The 18,638-nt window shown below is 67.2% G+C and carries 13 protein-coding genes; 8 read left to right on the top strand and 5 right to left on the bottom strand.

The annotated features are described in order from the left end of the window. Positions 1-6 precede the first annotated feature (6 nt). A complete protein-coding gene (locus HFK18_RS11525) occupies positions 7-1,062 on the bottom strand; it encodes a sugar phosphate isomerase/epimerase family protein (protein ID WP_165377682.1) in 1,056 nt (351 codons plus the stop codon). Positions 1,063-1,163: 101 nt separating this feature from the next. Between HFK18_RS11525 and HFK18_RS11530 the strand changes: the two genes are divergently transcribed. Together HFK18_RS11530 and HFK18_RS11535 are read left to right on the top strand one after the other, a co-directional pair. After that, positions 1,164-1,754: a TetR/AcrR family transcriptional regulator gene (locus HFK18_RS11530; protein WP_180166360.1), complete on the top strand. Its 591-nt coding sequence runs from the start codon at positions 1,164-1,166 to the stop codon at positions 1,752-1,754. Between the two features lie 153 nt (positions 1,755-1,907). Next, complete coding sequence (locus tag HFK18_RS11535; protein WP_180166361.1) at positions 1,908-4,238, top strand: TonB-dependent receptor; 2,331 nt, start codon at positions 1,908-1,910, stop codon at positions 4,236-4,238. Between the two features lie 138 nt (positions 4,239-4,376). Here HFK18_RS11535 and HFK18_RS11540 read toward each other — a convergent pair whose 3' ends face one another. Together HFK18_RS11540 and rnd are read right to left on the bottom strand one after the other, a co-directional pair. Then, positions 4,377-5,552: a serine hydrolase domain-containing protein gene (locus HFK18_RS11540; RefSeq protein WP_218946684.1), complete on the bottom strand. Its 1,176-nt coding sequence runs from the start codon at positions 5,550-5,552 to the stop codon at positions 4,377-4,379. 353 nt (positions 5,553-5,905) lie between these two features. Further along, on the bottom strand, positions 5,906-6,985 hold the full coding sequence (gene rnd / locus HFK18_RS11545) for a ribonuclease D (RefSeq protein ID WP_180166363.1): 1,080 nt from the start codon (positions 6,983-6,985) through the stop codon (positions 5,906-5,908). An 84-nt stretch (positions 6,986-7,069) separates the two neighbouring features. Between rnd and HFK18_RS11550 the strand changes: the two genes are divergently transcribed. Then, the gene (locus HFK18_RS11550; protein ID WP_180166364.1) at positions 7,070-8,953 is read left to right on the top strand and encodes a formylglycine-generating enzyme family protein; all 1,884 of its coding nucleotides are present in this window, start codon (positions 7,070-7,072) and stop codon (positions 8,951-8,953) included. A gap of 102 nt (positions 8,954-9,055) precedes the next feature. Then, positions 9,056-9,946 (top strand): M48 family metallopeptidase, encoded by an 891-nt coding sequence (locus HFK18_RS11555; protein ID WP_180166365.1) that lies wholly within the window; start codon positions 9,056-9,058, stop codon positions 9,944-9,946. Between the two features lie 548 nt (positions 9,947-10,494). Here HFK18_RS11555 and xseA read toward each other — a convergent pair. Next, positions 10,495-11,835: an exodeoxyribonuclease VII large subunit gene (gene xseA, locus HFK18_RS11560; RefSeq protein ID WP_180166366.1), complete on the bottom strand. Its 1,341-nt coding sequence runs from the start codon at positions 11,833-11,835 to the stop codon at positions 10,495-10,497. 45 nt (positions 11,836-11,880) lie between these two features. Continuing rightward, positions 11,881-12,951: a tRNA epoxyqueuosine(34) reductase QueG gene (gene queG / locus HFK18_RS11565; protein WP_180166367.1), complete on the bottom strand. Its 1,071-nt coding sequence runs from the start codon at positions 12,949-12,951 to the stop codon at positions 11,881-11,883. 23 nt (positions 12,952-12,974) lie between these two features. On the opposite strand from queG, the gene HFK18_RS11570 reads away from it, so the two are divergent. The 4 genes from HFK18_RS11570 to mutL all read left to right on the top strand — a co-directional run bounded on the left by HFK18_RS11570 (position 12,975) and on the right by mutL (position 18,628). Then, a complete protein-coding gene (locus tag HFK18_RS11570; RefSeq protein ID WP_180166368.1) occupies positions 12,975-14,459 on the top strand; it encodes an NAD(P)H-hydrate dehydratase in 1,485 nt (494 codons plus the stop codon). Beyond that, entirely contained in the window at positions 14,456-14,938 is a 483-nt protein-coding gene (gene tsaE / locus HFK18_RS11575; protein ID WP_099821225.1) for a tRNA (adenosine(37)-N6)-threonylcarbamoyltransferase complex ATPase subunit type 1 TsaE, read from the top strand. The genes HFK18_RS11570 and tsaE overlap by 4 nt, the downstream gene beginning before the upstream one ends. 82 nt (positions 14,939-15,020) lie before the next feature. Next, positions 15,021-16,598 carry an N-acetylmuramoyl-L-alanine amidase gene (locus tag HFK18_RS11580; protein WP_180166369.1) on the top strand — a complete coding sequence of 526 codons (1,578 nt, stop codon included), beginning with the start codon at positions 15,021-15,023 and terminating at the stop codon, positions 16,596-16,598. A 128-nt stretch (positions 16,599-16,726) separates the two neighbouring features. Beyond that, a complete protein-coding gene (gene mutL, locus HFK18_RS11585) occupies positions 16,727-18,628 on the top strand; it encodes a DNA mismatch repair endonuclease MutL (RefSeq protein WP_180166370.1) in 1,902 nt (633 codons plus the stop codon). Positions 18,629-18,638: the final 10 nt, after the last annotated feature.

Here is an 18,638-nt window from a genome sequence, read left to right on the forward strand (position 1 = left end):
GGGGGCTCAGGCGATGCCGAGCATGTGCTGCATCTGGGCGCTGCTGATCGGCGCGCCGGCGAAGTCGTCGAAGATCTTGTCGGTGACCGGAATGATGTGGTCGCGGATGAAGGCGGCACCTTCGCGCGCGCCGGCTTCCTGGTCCTTCAGGCAGCACTCCCATTCCAGCGTTGCCCAGCCGGCGTAGTCGTACTGCGCCAGCTTGGAGAAGATCGACTTGAAATCGACCTGGCCATCGCCCAGCGAGCGGAAGCGGCCCGCGCGTTCGGTCCAGTCGGCGTAGCCACCGTAGATGCCCTGGCGGCCATTGGGGCGGAACTCCGCGTCCTTGACATGGAACATGCGGATCAGCGGATGGTAGATGTCCAGGAACTGCAGGTAATCCAGCTGCTGCAGCACGAAGTGGCTGGGATCGAACAGGATGCGGCAGCGCTCGTGCTGGCCGACACGCTCGAAGAAGCGTTCGAAGCTGGTGCCATCGTGCAGGTCTTCGCTGGGATGGATTTCGTAGCAGAGGTTGATGCCGTTGTCCTCGCAGGTGTCGAGGATCGGCCGCCAGCGGCGTGCCAGCTCATCGAACGCGGTATCGATCAGGCCCGGCGGACGCTGCGGGAACGGGAACAGGTAGGGCCAGGCGAATGAGCCGGAGAAGGTGCCCATGTCCTGCAGGCCGAGCCGTCGCGAGGCGCGGGCGGCCAGATGCAGCTGCTGCTGTGCCCATTCGCTGCGTGCCTGCGGATTGCCGCGCAGCGCCTCCGGGGCGAAGCCATCGCACAGTTCATCGTAGGCCGGATGCACGGCCACCAGCTGGCCCAGGATGTGGGTGGTCAGCTCGCTGACCTGCAGGCCGTGTTCGGCCAGCGTGCCACGCAGGTCGTCGCAGTAGTCCTGGCTGTCGGCAGCGGTGGCCAGGTCGAACAGGCGCGCGTCCCATGCCGGAATCTGCAGGGCCTTGAAGCCATGGCCGGCTGCCCAGGCGGCGATGCCGGACAGGCTGTCGAACGGCGCCTGGTCGCCAGCGAACTGCGCCAGATGCAGGCTGGGGCCTTTGAGGGTTTGCATGTGTTGCTCCAATTGTTTGTCGGTCGACAAAGAATAGGCGCGTGCATCGGGATGGTCAACACCCGCGCTACACTGCGCGCCTCAGAACGGCAGGCAGGCAGATGGCAGGGCGACCGCGCGAATTCGACAGGGACCAGGCATTGCGCAAGGCGATGCTGCTGTTCTGGCAGCACGGCTATGAGGGCACCTCGATGTCGGCCCTGGTTGAAGCGCTTGGCATTGCCTCGGCGCGCATCTACGCCGCGTTCGGCAGCAAGGAGCAGTTGTTCCGCGAAGCGGTGGCGCTGTACGAAGAAGGTGAGGGCGGCTTCGCGCCGCGCGCGCTGGAACAGGCATCACTGCGCGATGCGATCGGCAGCATGCTGCGTGATGCCGTGCTGACCTATACCCGTCGTGGTCGTCCGCATGGCTGCCTGGTGGTGTCCTCGGCCAGCAGCGTGTCACCGGAGGGCGAGGGCGTACGTGACTGGCTGGCCAGCCATCGACGCCAGCGCACGGCGGCGATCATCGCGCGGCTGCAGCAGGCGCAGGCAGCCGGCGAGCTGTCCGCCGATCTGTCCGTGCAGGCCCTGGGCGATCATTTCGCCACGGTGTTGCATGGCATCTCGGTGCAGGCGCGTGATGGGGTCAGCCGCGAGCGCCTACTGGCGATGGTCGAGGTTGCGCTGGCGCCGTTACCAAAGGCCGGCTGAGGGCGGACTGTGCCGAAGACGGCTTGATGCCCCTGCTGCCTGCCGGCGCAACGAAATTGTAACAATTTGGAGGATAATGGCCGCTTGCGCAGTTTTCCTCCTATTTGCCGCCCGGTCAGCGCAGGCCGCACGGACGCCTCCTCAGAGCTTTCGATGCCTTCCCATTCCGATTCCCGCCGTTCGTCGGGCATGTCGTCCTCCCTCGTTTCCTTCCGTCGCCATCCGCTGGCCCTGGCCTGTGCAGGCCTGGCCCTGGCTGCCAGCTTCGGTGCTGCCGCGCAGGACAGTGCGCCGACCCCGACCGGGCTGGACACCATCACCGTGACCGCCGAGCACCGCGAGCAGAACCTGCAGGAAGTGCCGGTGTCGGTAGGCGTGGTGCAGGGCGAGCGCATGCGCGACTTCACCGCCGGCGGCGACGACACCCTGCTGGCGCTGTCCGGCCGCGTGCCGAGCCTGTATGCGGAAACCACCACCGGCCGCATCTTCCCGCGCTTCTACATCCGCGGCCTGGGCAACATCGATTTCTACCTGGGTGCGTCGCAGCCGGTGTCGATCATCCAGGACGACGTCGTGCTGGAACACGTGGTGCTGAAGTCCAACCCGGTCTATGACGTCGACCAGGTGGAAGTGCTGCGCGGTCCGCAGGGCTCGCTGTTCGGCCGCAACACCACCGCCGGCATCGTCAAGTTCGACACCCTCAAGCCGACCCAGGACTACAGCGGCCGTGTCAGCGCCAGCTACGCTTCCTACAACAGCGTGTCGATCGACGGTGGCTTCGGTGGCCCGATCAACGACATCGCTTCGTTCCGCGTGTCGGCCCTGTACCAGCACCGCGACGACTACGTCGACAACACCTACACCGGCCCCAGCGCCGACGGCACGGTCAGCCCGAGGAAGAACGCCATGGGCGGCTTCGACGACCGCAACGTGCGCGCGCAGCTGCTGCTGACCCCGAGCGACCAGTTCTCGATCCTCGCCTCGGCCCACGCCCGCGACTACGAAGGCACCTCGACCCTGTTCCTGCGCAATGCGCTGACCAAGGGCTCGAACAAGACCGACGTGCCGCGTGACCAGGTCGCCTATGACGAGGCCGACAACAACCCGCAGGCGTACAAGACCTACGGCGGTTCGGTGAAGGCGCGTTATGACTTCGGCGCGATCGATTTCACCTCGATCACCGCCTACGAAACCACCTCCGGCTACAGCCGTGGTGACACCGACGGTGGCGCTGCGGTCAACTTCCCGGTCAATGGCGTGCCGAACGGCTATGGCCAGTCGATGGGCCAGATCCGTGACCTGGACCAGTGGACCCAGGAATTCCGCCTGGCCAGCCACGATGACAGCGCCCTGCAGTGGCAGGCCGGCGCGTTCTACTTCAACGGCAGCGACACCACCGACTTCTACCAGCGCGCCTGGTTCCTGAAGGGCGCGGCGCGCAACCCGAACAACTGGGTGCGCCTGCGCAACAAGAACACCTCGTGGGCCGGATTCGGCCAGCTCAGCTACGCCTTCACCGACAAGTTCACCGTCACTGCCGGCCTGCGCCAGACCCGCGATGAGAAGCACACCCGTCTGTTGAAGACTGCCGACACCGCCGCTGGCGCAGTCACCTACAAGGGCCGCACCGACGTCAAGATGACCGACACCACCCCGAGCTGGGATCTGAGCGCGATGTATCAGATCACCCCGGACGTGAGCGTCTATGCGAAGGTCGCGCGCGGCTTCCGTGGCCCGACCATCCAGGGCCGTTCGGCCGTGTTCAACGCTGACTTCACCACCGCCGATTCGGAGACGATCCTGTCCTGGGAAGCGGGCGTGAAGAGCAGCCTGTGGGACAACCGCCTGCGCTTGAATGCCACCGCGTTCACCTACACCGTCAACGACATCCAGCTCAACGGCAACGATTCGGACGGCAACGGCGTGCTGTTCAACGCCGACAAGGCCAAGGCCTACGGCTTCGAAGCGGACATGGAACTGCGCCCGATCCCGAACCTGACCCTGAGCGCCGGTCTGAGCCTGCTGCACAGCGAGATCAAGGACAAGCGCGTGTATGCGCAGGTCTGCGCCCTGAACGGCAAGGTGGTGTGCACCGTCGATGACCCGACCATCAAGGTCGGTGCCAACACCTTCGCCCAGATCGATGGCAACCCGCTGCCGAACGCGCCGAAGTACAACATCAACCTGGCCGCGCGCTACGACTTCCCGGTCAGCGATGCAGGCACGATGTTCGTGTCCACCGACTGGAACAAGCAGGGCTACACCAGCTTCGTGCTGTACGACAGCCAGGAGTTCAACTCCAAGGGTGATTTCGAGGGCGGCCTGAAGATCGGCTACTCGGGCAACTACGGTGCCTACGAAGTGGCGCTGTTCGCGCGCAACATCACCAACGAGAAGAACCTCAAGGGTGTGATCGAGAACTACATGGCGGCGGTCTACAACGAACCGCGCACCGTGGGTGTGTCGCTGAACATGAACTGGTAAGACGCATCGGTCGGTACCGCACGCGGTACCGACACCTTTGCACTACCTTCCAGACGCCCTGCCTGTGCAGGGCGTTTGCCGTTGTGGGAACTGACACGCGGAATCGACGCCCCGCAGGTGCAGGGCGTCGTAACGGGTCTACTTGGCGGCGGGCGTGACAGCAGGGGCCAGCTCGGCGAACAGGCCGCCGAGCACACCCATGGTTGCCGTGTCGGCGCCCATGTCTTCGGCGGCGTTGGCAATGGCGATCACGCCACTGTTCTGTGCGGGGAACAGCACTACCCACGCCAGCCAGTTGCCATCGGAGCCACCGTGCACCAGCACCGGGCCCTGGCGGCCGGCGATCGATGGCTGCACGCCCCAGTCCAGACCTGAGGGGCTGCCCGGTTGCGCGCTCTGCATCAGCGTGTAGGACGCCGGCGTCAACAGCGTGCCCTTGCCGTGGCTGCCGGCGAGCTGGTCGATGGCGAACAGTGCCAGGTCCTGCAGGCGCATGTGCAGGTTGCCGGCGGCGGTGTAGATCGGCGGTACGCCATCGTCGGCTTTCTGCGGCGCGCGGGTGACCGGCTTGCCGCCGCGGTGGCCCAACGGCTGCCCTGCCGTGGTCGGCCCGAAGCCGGCACCGGTCATCTGCAGCGGCTGGAACACCTCGCGTTGGATCAGCGTCTCCACGTCCTTGCCTGTGGCGCGCTCGGCGATCACTGCCGCGATCAGGAAGCCGCTGTTGCTGTAAGCGAATTCCGTTCCCGGCGGGTGGACCGGCGCCTCTGACAGCGCGGCCTTGATATAGGCCTCGCGCTGCACCGGCAGGGCACGCGTGTCGGTGAAGAACGCATCCAGAGCGGCGCCATCGGTGAGGTTTTCCGGCAGGCCCGCGCGGTGCGACAGCAGCTGCACCAGCGTGACGTTGCGGTAGGCCGGCTGCATCTGTGCCGCGAGGTCGGGCAGCATCGCCGACAGCGGCGCATCCCACTTCAGCACGCCCTGTTCGACCAGGCGCGCGATCATCGCCACGGTGATCGGTTTACCGGTCGAGCCGATCATCCAGGCATCACCCGTGCTGACGGCCACCTTTTCATCATTGCGGCGGACGCCGCTGACGGCCTGCTCGGCGATCTTGCCGTCGCGGATCACCAGCACACCCATGGCCGGCGTCGTAGTGCCCTGTAATGCCTGAGCGATGCGTGCCTGCAGGTTATCGGCGGCGCTTGCACTTGCGGCAACGCACAGGAGTGAAATGCCCAGCCATCGGCGCAGGTGGCGCATGGGGCGGGAGGGGGAAGCTGCGGTCCGTTCGGAGATGATCGTGTGCATGGGAGTCCTTTGCGCAGCAGCGTGGGCAGGACCTGCGCCGACGGCATCGGTCCTGCGGGGTGCGTCGTCCACTCGTGCCTTGAACAGGCGTACAAGGTGACGTGCGATTCACTCTTGCACGCCGCCGACGCAGGCGTATGTGTCTGCAGTCATGTACATAAACCGAGCGGCGCGATCCTGTTGGCGGACGTACAGGATCGCGGCAGGGCTCGCCCCAGGGAGCAATCAGCGCCGCATGGGTTTCGAGAGGCGGCAGCGCGACGTGTCTCGCGCAGCAGGCACGCGCCGCGAGATCTCATGGCAGAGCCAGGGTGTACCGTCGCCGCGCTGCGTGCGCGACGACGGCAGGATACTCAGGCGGCGGGCAACAGCGGTGCCAGCACCGGCTCCAGTTCCTGCTGGCGCCAACCGGCCAATGCGGCAGGCCACTGCCGATGCTCCAGATAGCTTTCCAGATGCTTGCGCGAGGCCAGTACGCCGTCAGCCAGACCGAGCTCGCGGCTGCGTTCGGCTACGGCATCCTGCAGCTTCTTCAGCAGCTGCTTGCTGGCATCGCTGGCCTGCATTGCCAATGGTGCATCGGCTTCGTCGGCCAACGGGGTATCCAGCGCCTCCCATACCGCAGCGGCAAGCTTGCGCGGCGCCTTCGGGAATTGTTCGAACAGCTTGCTCAATGCAGCCGCGTCGGCTGGCGGCGTGCGTGCCAGGGTCGCGGCCAGTTCGTTGTCCAGGATCCAGCTGCGCGGACGGTCGCTGGCGCGCGCCTGCACGTCGCGCCAGCGCAGCAGGCGCAGCAGGCGGCGCTGCGCGGGCGCGTCCAGGAACTGCGCCGAGCGCATGCCCAGGTGTGGCCAGCGGTCCTCGTCATTGGCGACGCTGGCCAGCAGGCGCTCGCCGTCGTCGTGCAGCCACTGCTGGCGCCCCAGCGATTCCAGCTTGGTGGAAATCGCGTCATGCATCGCGAACAGATGCTCGACGTCATCGGCGGCGTACTTCAGCTGTGAGTCCGACAGCGGCCTGCGCATCCAGTCCGAGCGGGTTTCGCCCTTTTCCAGTGCCACGCCGGTGATCTCCTGCACCAGCTTCTGGTAGCCCATGCCAGCACCAATGCCGGCCAGGGCGGCGCCGATCTGGGTGTCGAACAACGGGCGCGGCAGCACGCCGCAGGTCCACTTGAACGCCACCAGATCTTCGCTGGCGCTGTGCATCACCTTGGTGATGGATTCATCGGCCAGCCACGGTGTCAACGCCTCGGGCATGCCGGGAATCAACGGGTCGATCAGCAGGATGTCCTCGCCGACGGCCATCTGCACCAGCGCCAGCTGCGGCCAGAAGGTGCGTTCGCGGATGAATTCGGTATCCAGGCCGATGCGGGTCGGCCGCTGCTGGCGGTATGTGTCCAGCTCGGCGGGGGTGGTGATCCAGGTTGCCACAGGTCGGGGCCTACTACTCGTGTTTGCTCAGGCAGGGGAGAATAGCCTAACGTCGGTCCGCATCCGTGCCGAAGGAGGCCCTGCTTGCGTTTTCTGCTGTCGTCCGCGCTGTCTACCGCCTTGGCCGTGGGCCTGGCCGGTTGCACGCCGTCGCCCCCTGCGCAGACCTCCAATGGCACCGCAGGCCAGCCGGCCGATCCCGCGCCAGAGGCCGATCCGGCGTCTGGTAGCGGGCAGGGCACGGTGACCATTGCCGGTGACGATGCGGCCGAGGACATCCAGCAGTGGACGCCGCCGCGGGTCGATCGCCAGGGGCGTACGCTGGCACAGCTGCGCCGGGTGGCCGATCAGGCATTCGCGCGGGGGCATCTGTACGAAGATGGCGATGCGGCAGTGCCGCTGTGGCTGGCGGTGCAGGAAGAGGAACCCGACGACCGCCAGGCGCGCCTGGGCCTGCAACGTGCGAAGCAGCGCCTGCTGCAACAGGCCGATGCGTTGCTGCAGCAGCCATTGCGGCAGCGTGAAGCGCTGGCCGAAGCCGGGCGGCAGGCGCTGGTACTGCTGACCCTGGCGCCGAAGGATGAGAAGGTGCGCGCGCTGCAGGGCCGGGTGGAGACGGCGCAGCGTGTGGTCGCCTACAACCGCGCGGGCGAGGACGATCTGCGTGCCGACCGGATCGGTGAGGCGGGCGACGGCGCCATCGGCAATTTCCGCGAGGCACTGGCGCTGGACCCGAACAACCGCCGTGCGCGGCAGGGTCTGGCCGCTGCCGAAAGCGGACTGATCCGGCGGGCCGAGGATGCCGCGCGCATCCGCGATTTCGCCAGCGCCGGCGCGTGGTTGGCAGAAGCCAGCAAGGTGCGTGACTCGTCACCGACCATCGCCGATGCGTTCGAGCGCATCGAGCAGATCCGTGCCGCGGCGCTGGTCCAGCTGCGCGATGGCGGCCTGCATGATCTGACCACCCCGCAGGGATTGAAGCCTGCGCGCGAGAAGCTGGCCGAAGCGCTGCGCATCGCCTTGCCGGGCGACGCGGTGGTGGCGCAGCTGCGCGAGCGCATCGAGTTGGCCACCCATTACGGCAGTTTCCGGCCGGGGCAGGTGTTCAGCGACGCACTGCGTGATGGCGGCCGTGGACCGCAGATGATCGTGGTACCGCACGGTGGATTCCAGATGGGTGCCAGTGATACCGAGCCGGGCGCAACCGATGCGGAGCGGCCGTCGCACTATGTGCGCTTCGAGCGCGGTTACGCGATGGCGATCACCGAAATCACCGTGGGTGATTTCGAGCGCTATGTGAAGGCGACCAACGCTCGTCCACGCGCGACCCGGCGTGGACATTCGGTGGTCTATGACGAGCGCAGCGGCAATTTCATCCGTCGCAGCGGCGTGGACTGGCGATCCGACTATGACGGTGGGCGCGCGCTGGGCAATTCGCCGGTGATGCACGTCAGCGTGCGTGATGCGGAGAACTACGCGACCTGGCTCTCCGAGCAGACCGGCCGCAGCTACCGCCTGCCCAGCGAGGCCGAGTTCGAGTACGCGATGCGTGCCGGCAGCAGTGGCCGTTACCCGTGGGGCGATGCCGGGCTGCCGCCGGAAGGCAGTGGCAATTACACCGGCAGCAAGGACGTTTCACCGTCCGGCAGGCATTGGCACAATGCCTTCGTCGGCTATGGCGATGGTTGGTGGGGGCCGGCCCCGGTCGCCAGTTTCCAGGCGAACGGCTTCGGTCTGCACGACATGGGCGGCAACCTGAGCGAGTGGGTGGCCGACTGTTGGCATGCCAGCTATCGGCGCGCTCCGGCCGATGGTGTGGCCTGGTTCAACCCGGGCTGCCGTTCACGGGTGATCCGGGGTGGCAACTGGGCAAATGCCCCGGAGCAGACCCGGGCAGCCTGGCGGCAATCGCAGGATTCGGATACCACCAGCGCGCGCATCGGCTTCCGGCTGGTCCGCGGGATCTGACGGGCACGCCTGGATCGGCGCCGGTTTCACCCGCCGCAGGCAGCGCCGCACTAAGATTGCGCCGTGCCCGCCGGCCGGCGGGGTCAGCTGGAAGACCTGCCGATGCGCAATGATCCTTTTTCCCGCTCGCCGCAGCAGCGGCGTGGCCTGTTCGGCAACATCCGCTGGTGGGTGCTGCTGCTGGCCGCCGGCTATACGGCGTTCTACTGGTTCTCCAACCGTGCGGTCGACCCCTATACCGGCGAGAAGGTGCTGATCGACAGCAGCCTGGACGCCAGCCAGGAGAAGGCACTGGGCCTGCAGGCCTACCAGCAGATCCTGTCGCAGGAGCGCCCGCTGGGCCCGAACGAACAGGTCTCGCGGGATGTCCGGGCGATTGCCGAGCGACTGATCGCCAAGGTGGACGTGGTGGAGACCGCGCTGGCGCAGGAACACGGGCTGCAACCGGCACACTTCGCGCGCGACTTCGAGTGGGAAGTGAATGTGATTCCGTCCGAACAGGCCAATGCGTTCTGCCTGCCCGGCGGCAAGATGGCCGTGTACACGGGGCTGATTCCGGTCGCGCGCACCCGCGATGCGATGGCGGTGGTGATGGGTCATGAAATCGCCCATGCGTTGCTGCGCCACGGTGCACAGCGCATGGCCCAGCAGAAGCTGACCCAGATCGGCCAGGTGGCCGGCGCCGCCAGTGGCATGGATGCGCAGCAGCAACAGATGATGATGTCGGCGATGGGCTACGGTTATCTGTTGCCGTATGCGCGCAGCCACGAGACGCAGGCTGATGAAGTGGGTCTGATGCTGGCGGCGGCGGCGTGTTTCGATCCGCGCGAGGCGGTGCCGCTGTGGCAGCGGATGGGTCAGGCCGGTGGCGGCCAGTCGCCGCCGGAATTCGCTTCGACCCACCCAAATCCGGGTACCCGTATCCAGAATCTGCAGGCGTTGATGCCGAAGGCGCTGGAGTACCGGCAGAAGTTCTGCGAGCAGGCCAGGTAAAGGGTGGTTTGGCAGGGCTGCGCCCTGCACCCGCAGAAACAACGGCAACGGCCGAAGCAACGGCAGAAGCGGGTTTCCTGAGGGATGGCGGGGTGGGTCCGATTGCGGGAGACGCCGTAAACCCATCCATGGGGGCTTGGCCGCGGCATCCATGCCGCGGACACTCCCGCAACCGGACCCACCCCGCCTTCGACAGTTTCCCGCTGCTGTTGGTAGGTGTCGACCTTGGTCGACACGTAGATCCACGCCATGCGTGGATGCTTTTCGATTTCAATTCGAAATATTCGATTTCGATGGAGATTCATCCACGCTTGGCATGGATGGGCCAACCGTCACCGGGAAACTGTCGAAGGTGGGGCGGTGTCGGATTGCGGGGTGTCAGCCGCATGGATGCGGCTGCCAAGCCTACAAGGACGTACTTGCGGCGTCCCCGCAATCCGACACCGCCCCACCAAACCTACAGATAGCCCAGCGCCGGCTGTTGCATTTGACGTTGCCGTTGCTTGAACGCATCTGCAGGTGCAGGGCGCAGCCCTGCCGAACACCCCTTACTTGACCGCCGTCACCTGGACGTCGATCACGCCGTCTCCGACGCGGGCCTGCAGTGCGTCACCCGGTTGCACCTGTTCGACCCTTCGTACCAGCGCGCCGTCGTCTGCACGGGTCACGATGCTGTAGCCACGGGCGACGGTCGCCAGTGGACTGACTGCTTCCAGCGAACGCGCCAGGCCACGCAGACGCAGCGCATCACGCTGCAGCAGGCGCTGCAGTGCCGCCTGTGGGCGCCCGCCCAGCGCGGCAAGGCGACGTCGCAGTGCCTCCATCTGCCGTTGCGGATGATGACCACGCAACACTGCAGCGGCGTGGCGCAGGCGGGCCGCGCGACGCTCCTGCTGCTGGTTGTGCGCCGCATGCAGTCGTCGCCCGAGGTCCAGCTGGCGTCGGCGCAGCAGATCCAGCCGTGCTTGCGGGCTCTGTGCATTCAAACGCAGCAGGGCACGATCGGCGCGCTGCATGGCCTGCTGCAGGGTGTGGCGTTGCAGCTGCACCATGCGTGCCGCATTACGGCGCAGGCGCAGGGCCAGGTCGCGCTGATCGGGCACCAGCAGTTCTGCGGCCACCGATGGCGTCGGTGCGCGCAGGTCAGCGGCAAAATCGCTGAGACTGAAGTCGGTTTCGTGACCTACCGCCGATACAACAGGTGTGCCGCTGGCGGCGATTGCACGGGCCAGGGCTTCATCGTTGAACGCCCACAGGTCTTCCAGCGAGCCACCGCCGCGGGTCAGCAGGATCACGTCGTAGCGGCCGCTGGCATCGGCGGCCTGCAGCAGGCGGGTGATCTGCGCGGCAGCGGTCGCGCCCTGCACCAGGGTCGGCAGCAGATCCACTTCCAGCAACGGGAAGCGGCGGCCGAGCACGCTCAGCACATCGCGCACGGCGGCACCGGTGGGCGAGGTGATCACCGCCAGGCGCTGTACATGGGCCGGCATCGGCCGCTTGCGTCCAGGGTCGAACAGGCCCTCGGCCTCCAGCCGCGCCTTCAGTTCCTCGAATGCGCGACGCAGTGCACCTTCGCCGGCTTCTTCCATGTGGTCCAGCACCATCTGGTACTCGCCACGGGCGTCGTACAGGGTCACCTTGCCGCGCACCAGTACGCGCATGCCCTCGCGCGGCACGAACTTCAGGTACTGCGCCTTCATCCTGAACATCGCAGCGCGCAACTGTGCACGCGCGTCCTTCAGGGTGAAGTACAGATGGCCGGACGCCGGGCGCGCCACGCTACCCAGTTCGGCTTCGACCCAGATCGCCGGGAAGCTGCCTTCCAGCAGGTCGCGGGCGAGGGTATTGAGCTGGCTGGGGGTGAAGACGTCGTTGTTGCGTGGCTGCATGGTTACGGCGTGGGGCAGATGGAGCAGGGGCCTCAGGATCGCACGTCAGCGCAGGCCGTGCTGGCCCAGCGCCCATTGCACGTGTTCGCGGACCACGGGTGAAGCATCTTCGGCGCGTGTCTGCAGTGCCGACAGCGTCTCTGCCGTGGTCGACGCATTGCCCAGTGCCACGGCGATGTTGCGCAGCCAGCGCTCGTGGCCGCTGCGGCGGATCGGGCTGCCTTCGGTACGGCGCAGGAATTCAGCTTCGTCCCACGCGAACAACTGGTCCAGGCGCGCGGTGTCCAGGTTGTTGCGGGCGCGGAAGTCGGCCTCGTCGGTGCGCTTGGCGAACTTGTTCCAGGGGCAGACCAGCTGGCAGTCGTCGCAGCCATAGATGCGGTTGCCGATCAGGGGTCGCATCTCCACGGGGATCGCACCGTCATGCTCGATGGTCAGGTAGGAAATGCAGCGGCGTGCATCCAGGCGCTGCGGGCCGGTGATGGCCTGGGTCGGGCAGACGTCGATGCAACGGGTGCAGGTGCCGCAGTGGGCGCTGGCCGGCGTATCAATCGGCAGCGGGATATCGATGTAGATCTCGCCGATGAAGAACCACGAGCCGCCGTGGCGGTCGATCAGGCAGGTGTGCTTGCCGATCCAGCCCAGCCCCGCGTTGCGTGCCAGTGCGCGCTCCAGCACCGGCGCAGAGTCGACGAACACGCGGTAGCCCAGCGGCGCCACCTCATCGTTGATCTGCGTGGCCAGCTTCTGCAGGCGGTTGCGCATCAGCTTGTGATAGTCGCGGCCGAGTGCGTAGCGCGCCACATAGGCGCGGCCCGGATCGGCCAACGTGGCCCAGGCTTCGGTGTCATCCTTGTGGCTGTAGTCCATGCCCACCGAGATCACCCGCACGGTGCCGGGCAGCAGTTCTGCCGGGCGCGCGCGCAGGGTGCCGTGGCGGGCCATCCAGTCCATCGTGCCGTACAGGCCCTGGCCCAGCCAGTCGGCCAGGTGCGCCTCATCCTCGCCCAGTTCGATGCCGGCGATACCACAGCGCTGGAAACCATGCGCACGCGCGAGGTCGCGGATGCGCTGTACGGCCAGGGCCGGATCGAGTGGGGCAGGGGCGGGGGACATGTGCACCAGTATAAAATCCCCGCATGGCCAACCTCGCCGATCTGTTCGATTCCCGTGCCGCACGCACACTCGATGCCCAGGCGTCCGCGCTGGCGGGCGAGGGTGGCTGGGGCCTGATGGCGCAGGCGGGGCAGGCGGCCTGGCAGTGCCTGCTGCAGCACTGGCCACAGGCGCGCCGGCTCGGCGTGGTCGTTGGCAGCGGCAACAATGGCGGCGATGGTTACGTGCTGGCCCGCCATGCGCTGCAGGCGGGGCTGCAGGTTCAGGTGGTCGCGCTGCCGGGCAGCCCGCCTTCCACGGCACTGGCGCAGCGTGCCGCAACGGATTTCAGGTCCGCCGGGGGAACCGTCGCTGATTTCAACGGCGAATTGGCCCAGGCCGATGTATGGGTCGATGCCCTGTTCGGTCTCGGCTTCGCCCGCGCACCGGGCGGTGCAGCACAGGCCTTGATCGAGGCGCTGAACGTGCAGCAGGCACCGGTGTTGGCGCTGGATGTGCCCAGCGGCGTCGATGCCGACCGTGGCTGCGTACCGGGCGCCGCCGTGCGCGCGACCCTGACCTTGCAGTTCATCGTCGCCCATCGTGGCCTGTACACCGGCGACGCGCTGGAATACACCGGGCGCAGACAGCTGGCACCGCTGACGCTGCCCGACGAGGCCTGGCAGGGTGTCGTTGCTGATGCAGAGTGCTGGACACAGTCGCGCCTGCCGGATCTGCTGCCGCCGCGCCGTGCCAACAGCCACAAGGGTGAATCCGGCCATGTGCTGTGCGTGGGCGGCAACCATGGCAGCGGCGGTGCCATCGCGATGGCCGCCGAAGCCGCGCTGCGCGCTGGTGCAGGTCTGCTGAGCATCGGCACGCGTCAGGATCATGTCGGCCCGCTGCTGGCGAGGTTGCCTGAGGCGATGACGCATGCGCTGGAAGATGGCGCTGCGCTGCCCGCTTTGCTGGCAAAAGCCAAGGTTGTAGCGATCGGCCCGGGCCTGGGCCAGGACGAATGGGCGGGCGCGCTGTATGCGCGTGTGCTGCAGTCGGGCCTGCCGCTGGTGATCGACGCCGATGCGCTGAACCTGCTGGCGCAGGACGCGCATGCGATGACCGATGCGATCCTGACCCCGCACCCCGGCGAAGCCGCGCGCTTGCTGGAAACCACCACGGCGGCAATCCAGGCCGATCGCTACGGCAGCGCGCAGGCGCTGGCCGAGCGCTATCACGCGGTGGTGGTGCTGAAGGGCGCTGGCAGCATCGTCGCCGCGCCCGGCCGCACACTTCGACTGATTGCTGCCGGCAACCCGGGAATGGCGGTAGGTGGCATGGGTGACCTGTTGACCGGCATCATCGCCAGCCTGCGCGCGCAGGGCCTGTCTGCATTCGATGCGGCGGCAGGCGGTGCGCTGCTGCATGCCCTGGCCGGTGACGTCGCCGCTGCCGACGGTGCGCGCGGGCTGCTTCCCACTGATCTGCTGGCGCCCCTGCGGCGGCTGGCCAACCCGGAATGTTCCCGATGACCGAATTCTTCCTTGCCGACAGCGATGCCACCGAATTGCTGGGGCAGTGGCTGGCAGCCACACGTCCGCCACAGGCGCTGGTCGAACTGCGCGGCGATCTTGGCGCCGGCAAATCGACCACGGCGCGCGCGCTGCTGCGTGCGCTGGGCGTGCAGGGTGCGATCCGCAGCCCCACCTATACCCTGGTCGAGCGCTATCCGTTGTCCAGCGGCGGCGAAGCCTGGCACCTGGACCTGTATCGCATCGGCCAGGCCGGCGAGCTGGATTTCCTTGGGCTGGACGAGGGCAGTGCCGTGCTGTGGCTGGTCGAATGGCCCGAGCGCGGTGCCGGCGCACTTCCGCCCACCGATCTGGTCGTGGCACTGGAAATTGAAGGGCAGGGGCGTCGCGTGCGTCTCACTGGCGTCAGCGACGCGGGACGTGAATGGCTGTTGCGGCTTCCCGAAGGTGGCGACTTGCAGGCCCTTTCTGTCGGCTGACGAGAACAAACACCGGCAGGTTACGGATTATTAAGGAAAAAGGTGTTGCATTCCGTTCAGTGCGGTGATTGAATCCTGAGTCATGCGCCCGGGGAATCGACTCATTGCCATCTGTGCCGCCGTCGGACTTGGTCTGGCGAGCGTCAGTGCGTGGGCCGGTGAGGTCCGTCAGGTCCTGCTGAATACCGGTTCTACCGGAACCCGTGCGGAAATCGCGCTGGTCGGCAGTGGCGGCTACAAGACCCTGTCGTTGGCCGGTCCGAACCGGCTGGTGGTCGATTTCCCCGATTCCAGCGCGGTGCGCAACCTGAAGATGCCTTCGCCGCAGGGCGTGGTCACGGCGGTGCGCACCGGGCAGCCGGTACCGGGCACCTTCCGTGTCGTATTCGACCTGGCCGAGACGGTCGCGCCCTTCCGCCCGCAGATGCAGCGCGAAGGCAATGAATCCAAGCTGGTGATCGAGTGGCCGGGCGATGGTCCGGCCGTGGCCGCCAGCCGACCCGCGGTGACCCCTGTGCCGACGCAGCCGCCTGCAGCATCTTCGGTGAGCACGGCTTCGACCCCGAACCCGACCCCAGCACAGACCGCACAGTCCCGTGGTGATGCCGCGCGCGCCACCGCGCTGTTGACCGCGCAGGTCCAGCAGCAGGCCAGTGCCAGCGCTGCGGCACCCGCCGCGCCGACGCCGGCGCCGAGCACCACACCGGTGCAGATGGCCGCAGCAGGTACCACCGCCAGCAGCACGCCGACGTCATCGCCGGCTGCGATCCTGGCCGGTCAGGCCACCACCGCGGTGGTGACCACCCAGCCGAAGCCGGTGCCGGCCCCTGTTGCGCCGACCGAGTCGCCACGTCCGACCATGCCCAGCGATGCCTCGCGCATCCGTATGCAGCCGGGCATGCGTCATCTGGTGGTGGCGATCGATCCGGGCCATGGCGGCCAGGACCCCGGTGCCATCGGCCCGACCGGCAAGCGCGAGAAGGACGTCACCCTGGCGGTGGCGCGTGAACTGGCCCGACAGGTCAATGCCACGCCCGGCCTGAAAGCGTTCCTGACCCGCGACAGCGATGTGTTCATTCCGCTGCCGATGCGTGCGCAGAAGGCACGCGCGAACAAGGCCGACATCTTCATTTCGATCCACGCCGATGCCGCCGAGAACCGTTCGGCCACCGGTTCGTCGGTGTACGTGCTGTCGACCAAGGGCGCCTCTTCGCAGCGTGCGCGCTGGTTGGCGGACAAGGAAAACGCGGCCGATCTGGTCGGTGGCGTGCGCCTGCAGCAGACCGAAGGCACGTTGGCCAACGTCCTGCTGGACCTGGCCCAGAGCGGTTACATGAAATCCTCCGAGGATGCTGCCGGGCACGTGCTGGGCGGGCTGAAGCGGATCGGCAACAACCACAAGCCGAACATCGAGCGCGCCAACTTCGCCGTGCTGCGCACCTCGGACATGCCGGCGATGCTGGTGGAAACCGCGTTCATCTCCAACCCGGATGAAGAGCGCCGTTTGATCGACCCCGCCTACCAGCGCAAGGTCGCCGGTGCAGTGCTGGACGGCGTGCACACGTTCTTCAGCCGGCAACCGCCGCCGGGGACGTTGTACGCCGCACGCGCGCAGGCCGAGATCGACGCCGCAAGCACCGTGGCTGGCGGCAGCAAGTAAGCCGCTGGATCGCCCGCTTCTGCTAGACCCGGGCCCTGCCTGGCTTGCGCTGCACACGGTGGATCTCGACTCTACCTGTCGCCGCTCCGCTATCATCGTGGCATGACGTCTGCCTGCCCCATCTGCCCATGAACGCGCCCGATCCGCGTCCGATCCGGCCGCTGCCGGAAATCCTGATCAACCAGATTGCCGCCGGTGAGGTGGTCGAACGGCCCGCATCGGTGGTCAAGGAACTGGTTGAGAACGCGATCGATGCCGGCGCCAGTCGCGTCGACATCGAACTGGAAGAAGGCGGTGTGCGCCTGATCCGCATCCGCGACAACGGTAGCGGCATTGCCGCAGAACAGTTGCCGCTGGCCGTCTCGCGGCACGCCACCAGCAAGATCGCCAACCTGGACGAGCTGGAAGCAGTGGCGACGCTGGGTTTCCGTGGCGAAGCGCTTCCGTCGATCGCTTCGGTCAGCCGTTTCACCCTGTCCTCGCGCCGTGCCCACGACGAACACGGTTCGGCACTGCAGATCGAAGGCGGCAAGATCGGCGAGGTGACCCCGCGCGCGCATGCGCCGGGCACGACGGTGGAAGTGCGCGAGTTGTTCTACAACGTGCCGGCGCGGCGCAAGTTCCTGCGTGCCGAGCGCACCGAACTGGGGCATATCGAAGAGTGGTTGCGCTCGCTGGCACTGGCCCGTCCCGATGTCGAGCTGCGTGTCTCGCACAACGGCAAGGCATCGCGTCGCTACAAGCCGGGTGACCTGTATTCGGACGTGCGCCTGGCCGAGACCCTGGGCGAAGACTTCGCCAGCCAGGCTGTGCGCGTGGACCACAGCAGTGCCGGCCTGCGCCTGCATGGCTGGATCGCGCAGCCGCATTATTCGCGTGCCAGCACCGATCAGCAGTACCTGTACGTCAACGGCCGTTCGGTGCGTGACCGCAGTGTTGCCCACGCGGTGAAGATGGCTTACGGCGACGTGCTGTATCACGGTCGGCAGCCAGCCTATGTGCTGTTCCTGGAACTGGACCCGACGCGCGTCGATGTGAACGTGCACCCGGCCAAGCATGAGGTGCGCTTCCGTGATTCGCGGCTGGTGCATGACTTCGTCTACCGCACCTTGAAGGATGCGCTGGCCGACACCCGCGCCGGCATGAGCGCGCAGGAGATCGGTGCAGGAGCCGTGCATCCGGCCGAGGGCGGCAGCGCGTCTGCGATGCAGGGGGCCACGGCCTCCAGCTTCGGCTACGTGCGCGGTCCGGCACCCGGTGCGGGACAGGGCGGAAGTGGTGGCTTTTCCGGATGGCGACCCCAGCAGCCGCTGGGCCTGCAGGTTGCCGATGCACCCGCGGCCTATGCTGCGCTGTATGCATCGCCCGCCGGTGCCGAGCGCGGTGCTGCGCTGCCGCCGATGCCGATGGAGAACGGACTGCCGGTCACCAGTGCCGACGCCGGGGTGCCGCCGCTGGGTTACGCCGTTGCTCAGCTGCATGGCATCTACATCCTGGCCGAGAATGCCGAAGGCCTGATCGTGGTCGACATGCATGCGGCGCACGAACGCATCGGCTACGAGCGGTTGAAGAATGCGCACGATGGCATCGGCCTGCAGTCGCAGCCGTTGCTGGTGCCGATCACCCTGGCGGTGGGCGAGCGCGAAGCCGACACCGCTGAAGCGGAGGCCGATACGCTGGCCGCCCTCGGGTTCGAGATCACCCGCGCCGGACCGGGCGCACTGCACGTGCGCAGCATCCCGGCGCTGCTGGCCCATGCCGAGCCCGAAGGCCTGCTGCGCGACGTACTGACCGACCTGCGCGAGCATGGCCAGAGCCGTCGCATCGCCACTGCGCGCGACGAGCTGCTGTCGACCATGGCCTGCCATGGCGCCGTGCGTGCCAACCGGCGCCTGACCGTGCCGGAAATGAACGCGCTGCTGCGCGACATGGAAATCACCGAGCGGTCCGGCCAGTGCAACCACGGCCGGCCGACCTGGGCCCGTTTTTCGCTGGCGGAGATCGACCGCTGGTTCCTGCGCGGACGTTGAGGGGAGCACC

The organism is Stenotrophomonas sp. SbOxS2 (genome assembly GCF_013416715.1).
Classification (GTDB): Bacteria; Pseudomonadota; Gammaproteobacteria; order Xanthomonadales; family Xanthomonadaceae; genus Stenotrophomonas; species Stenotrophomonas lactitubi.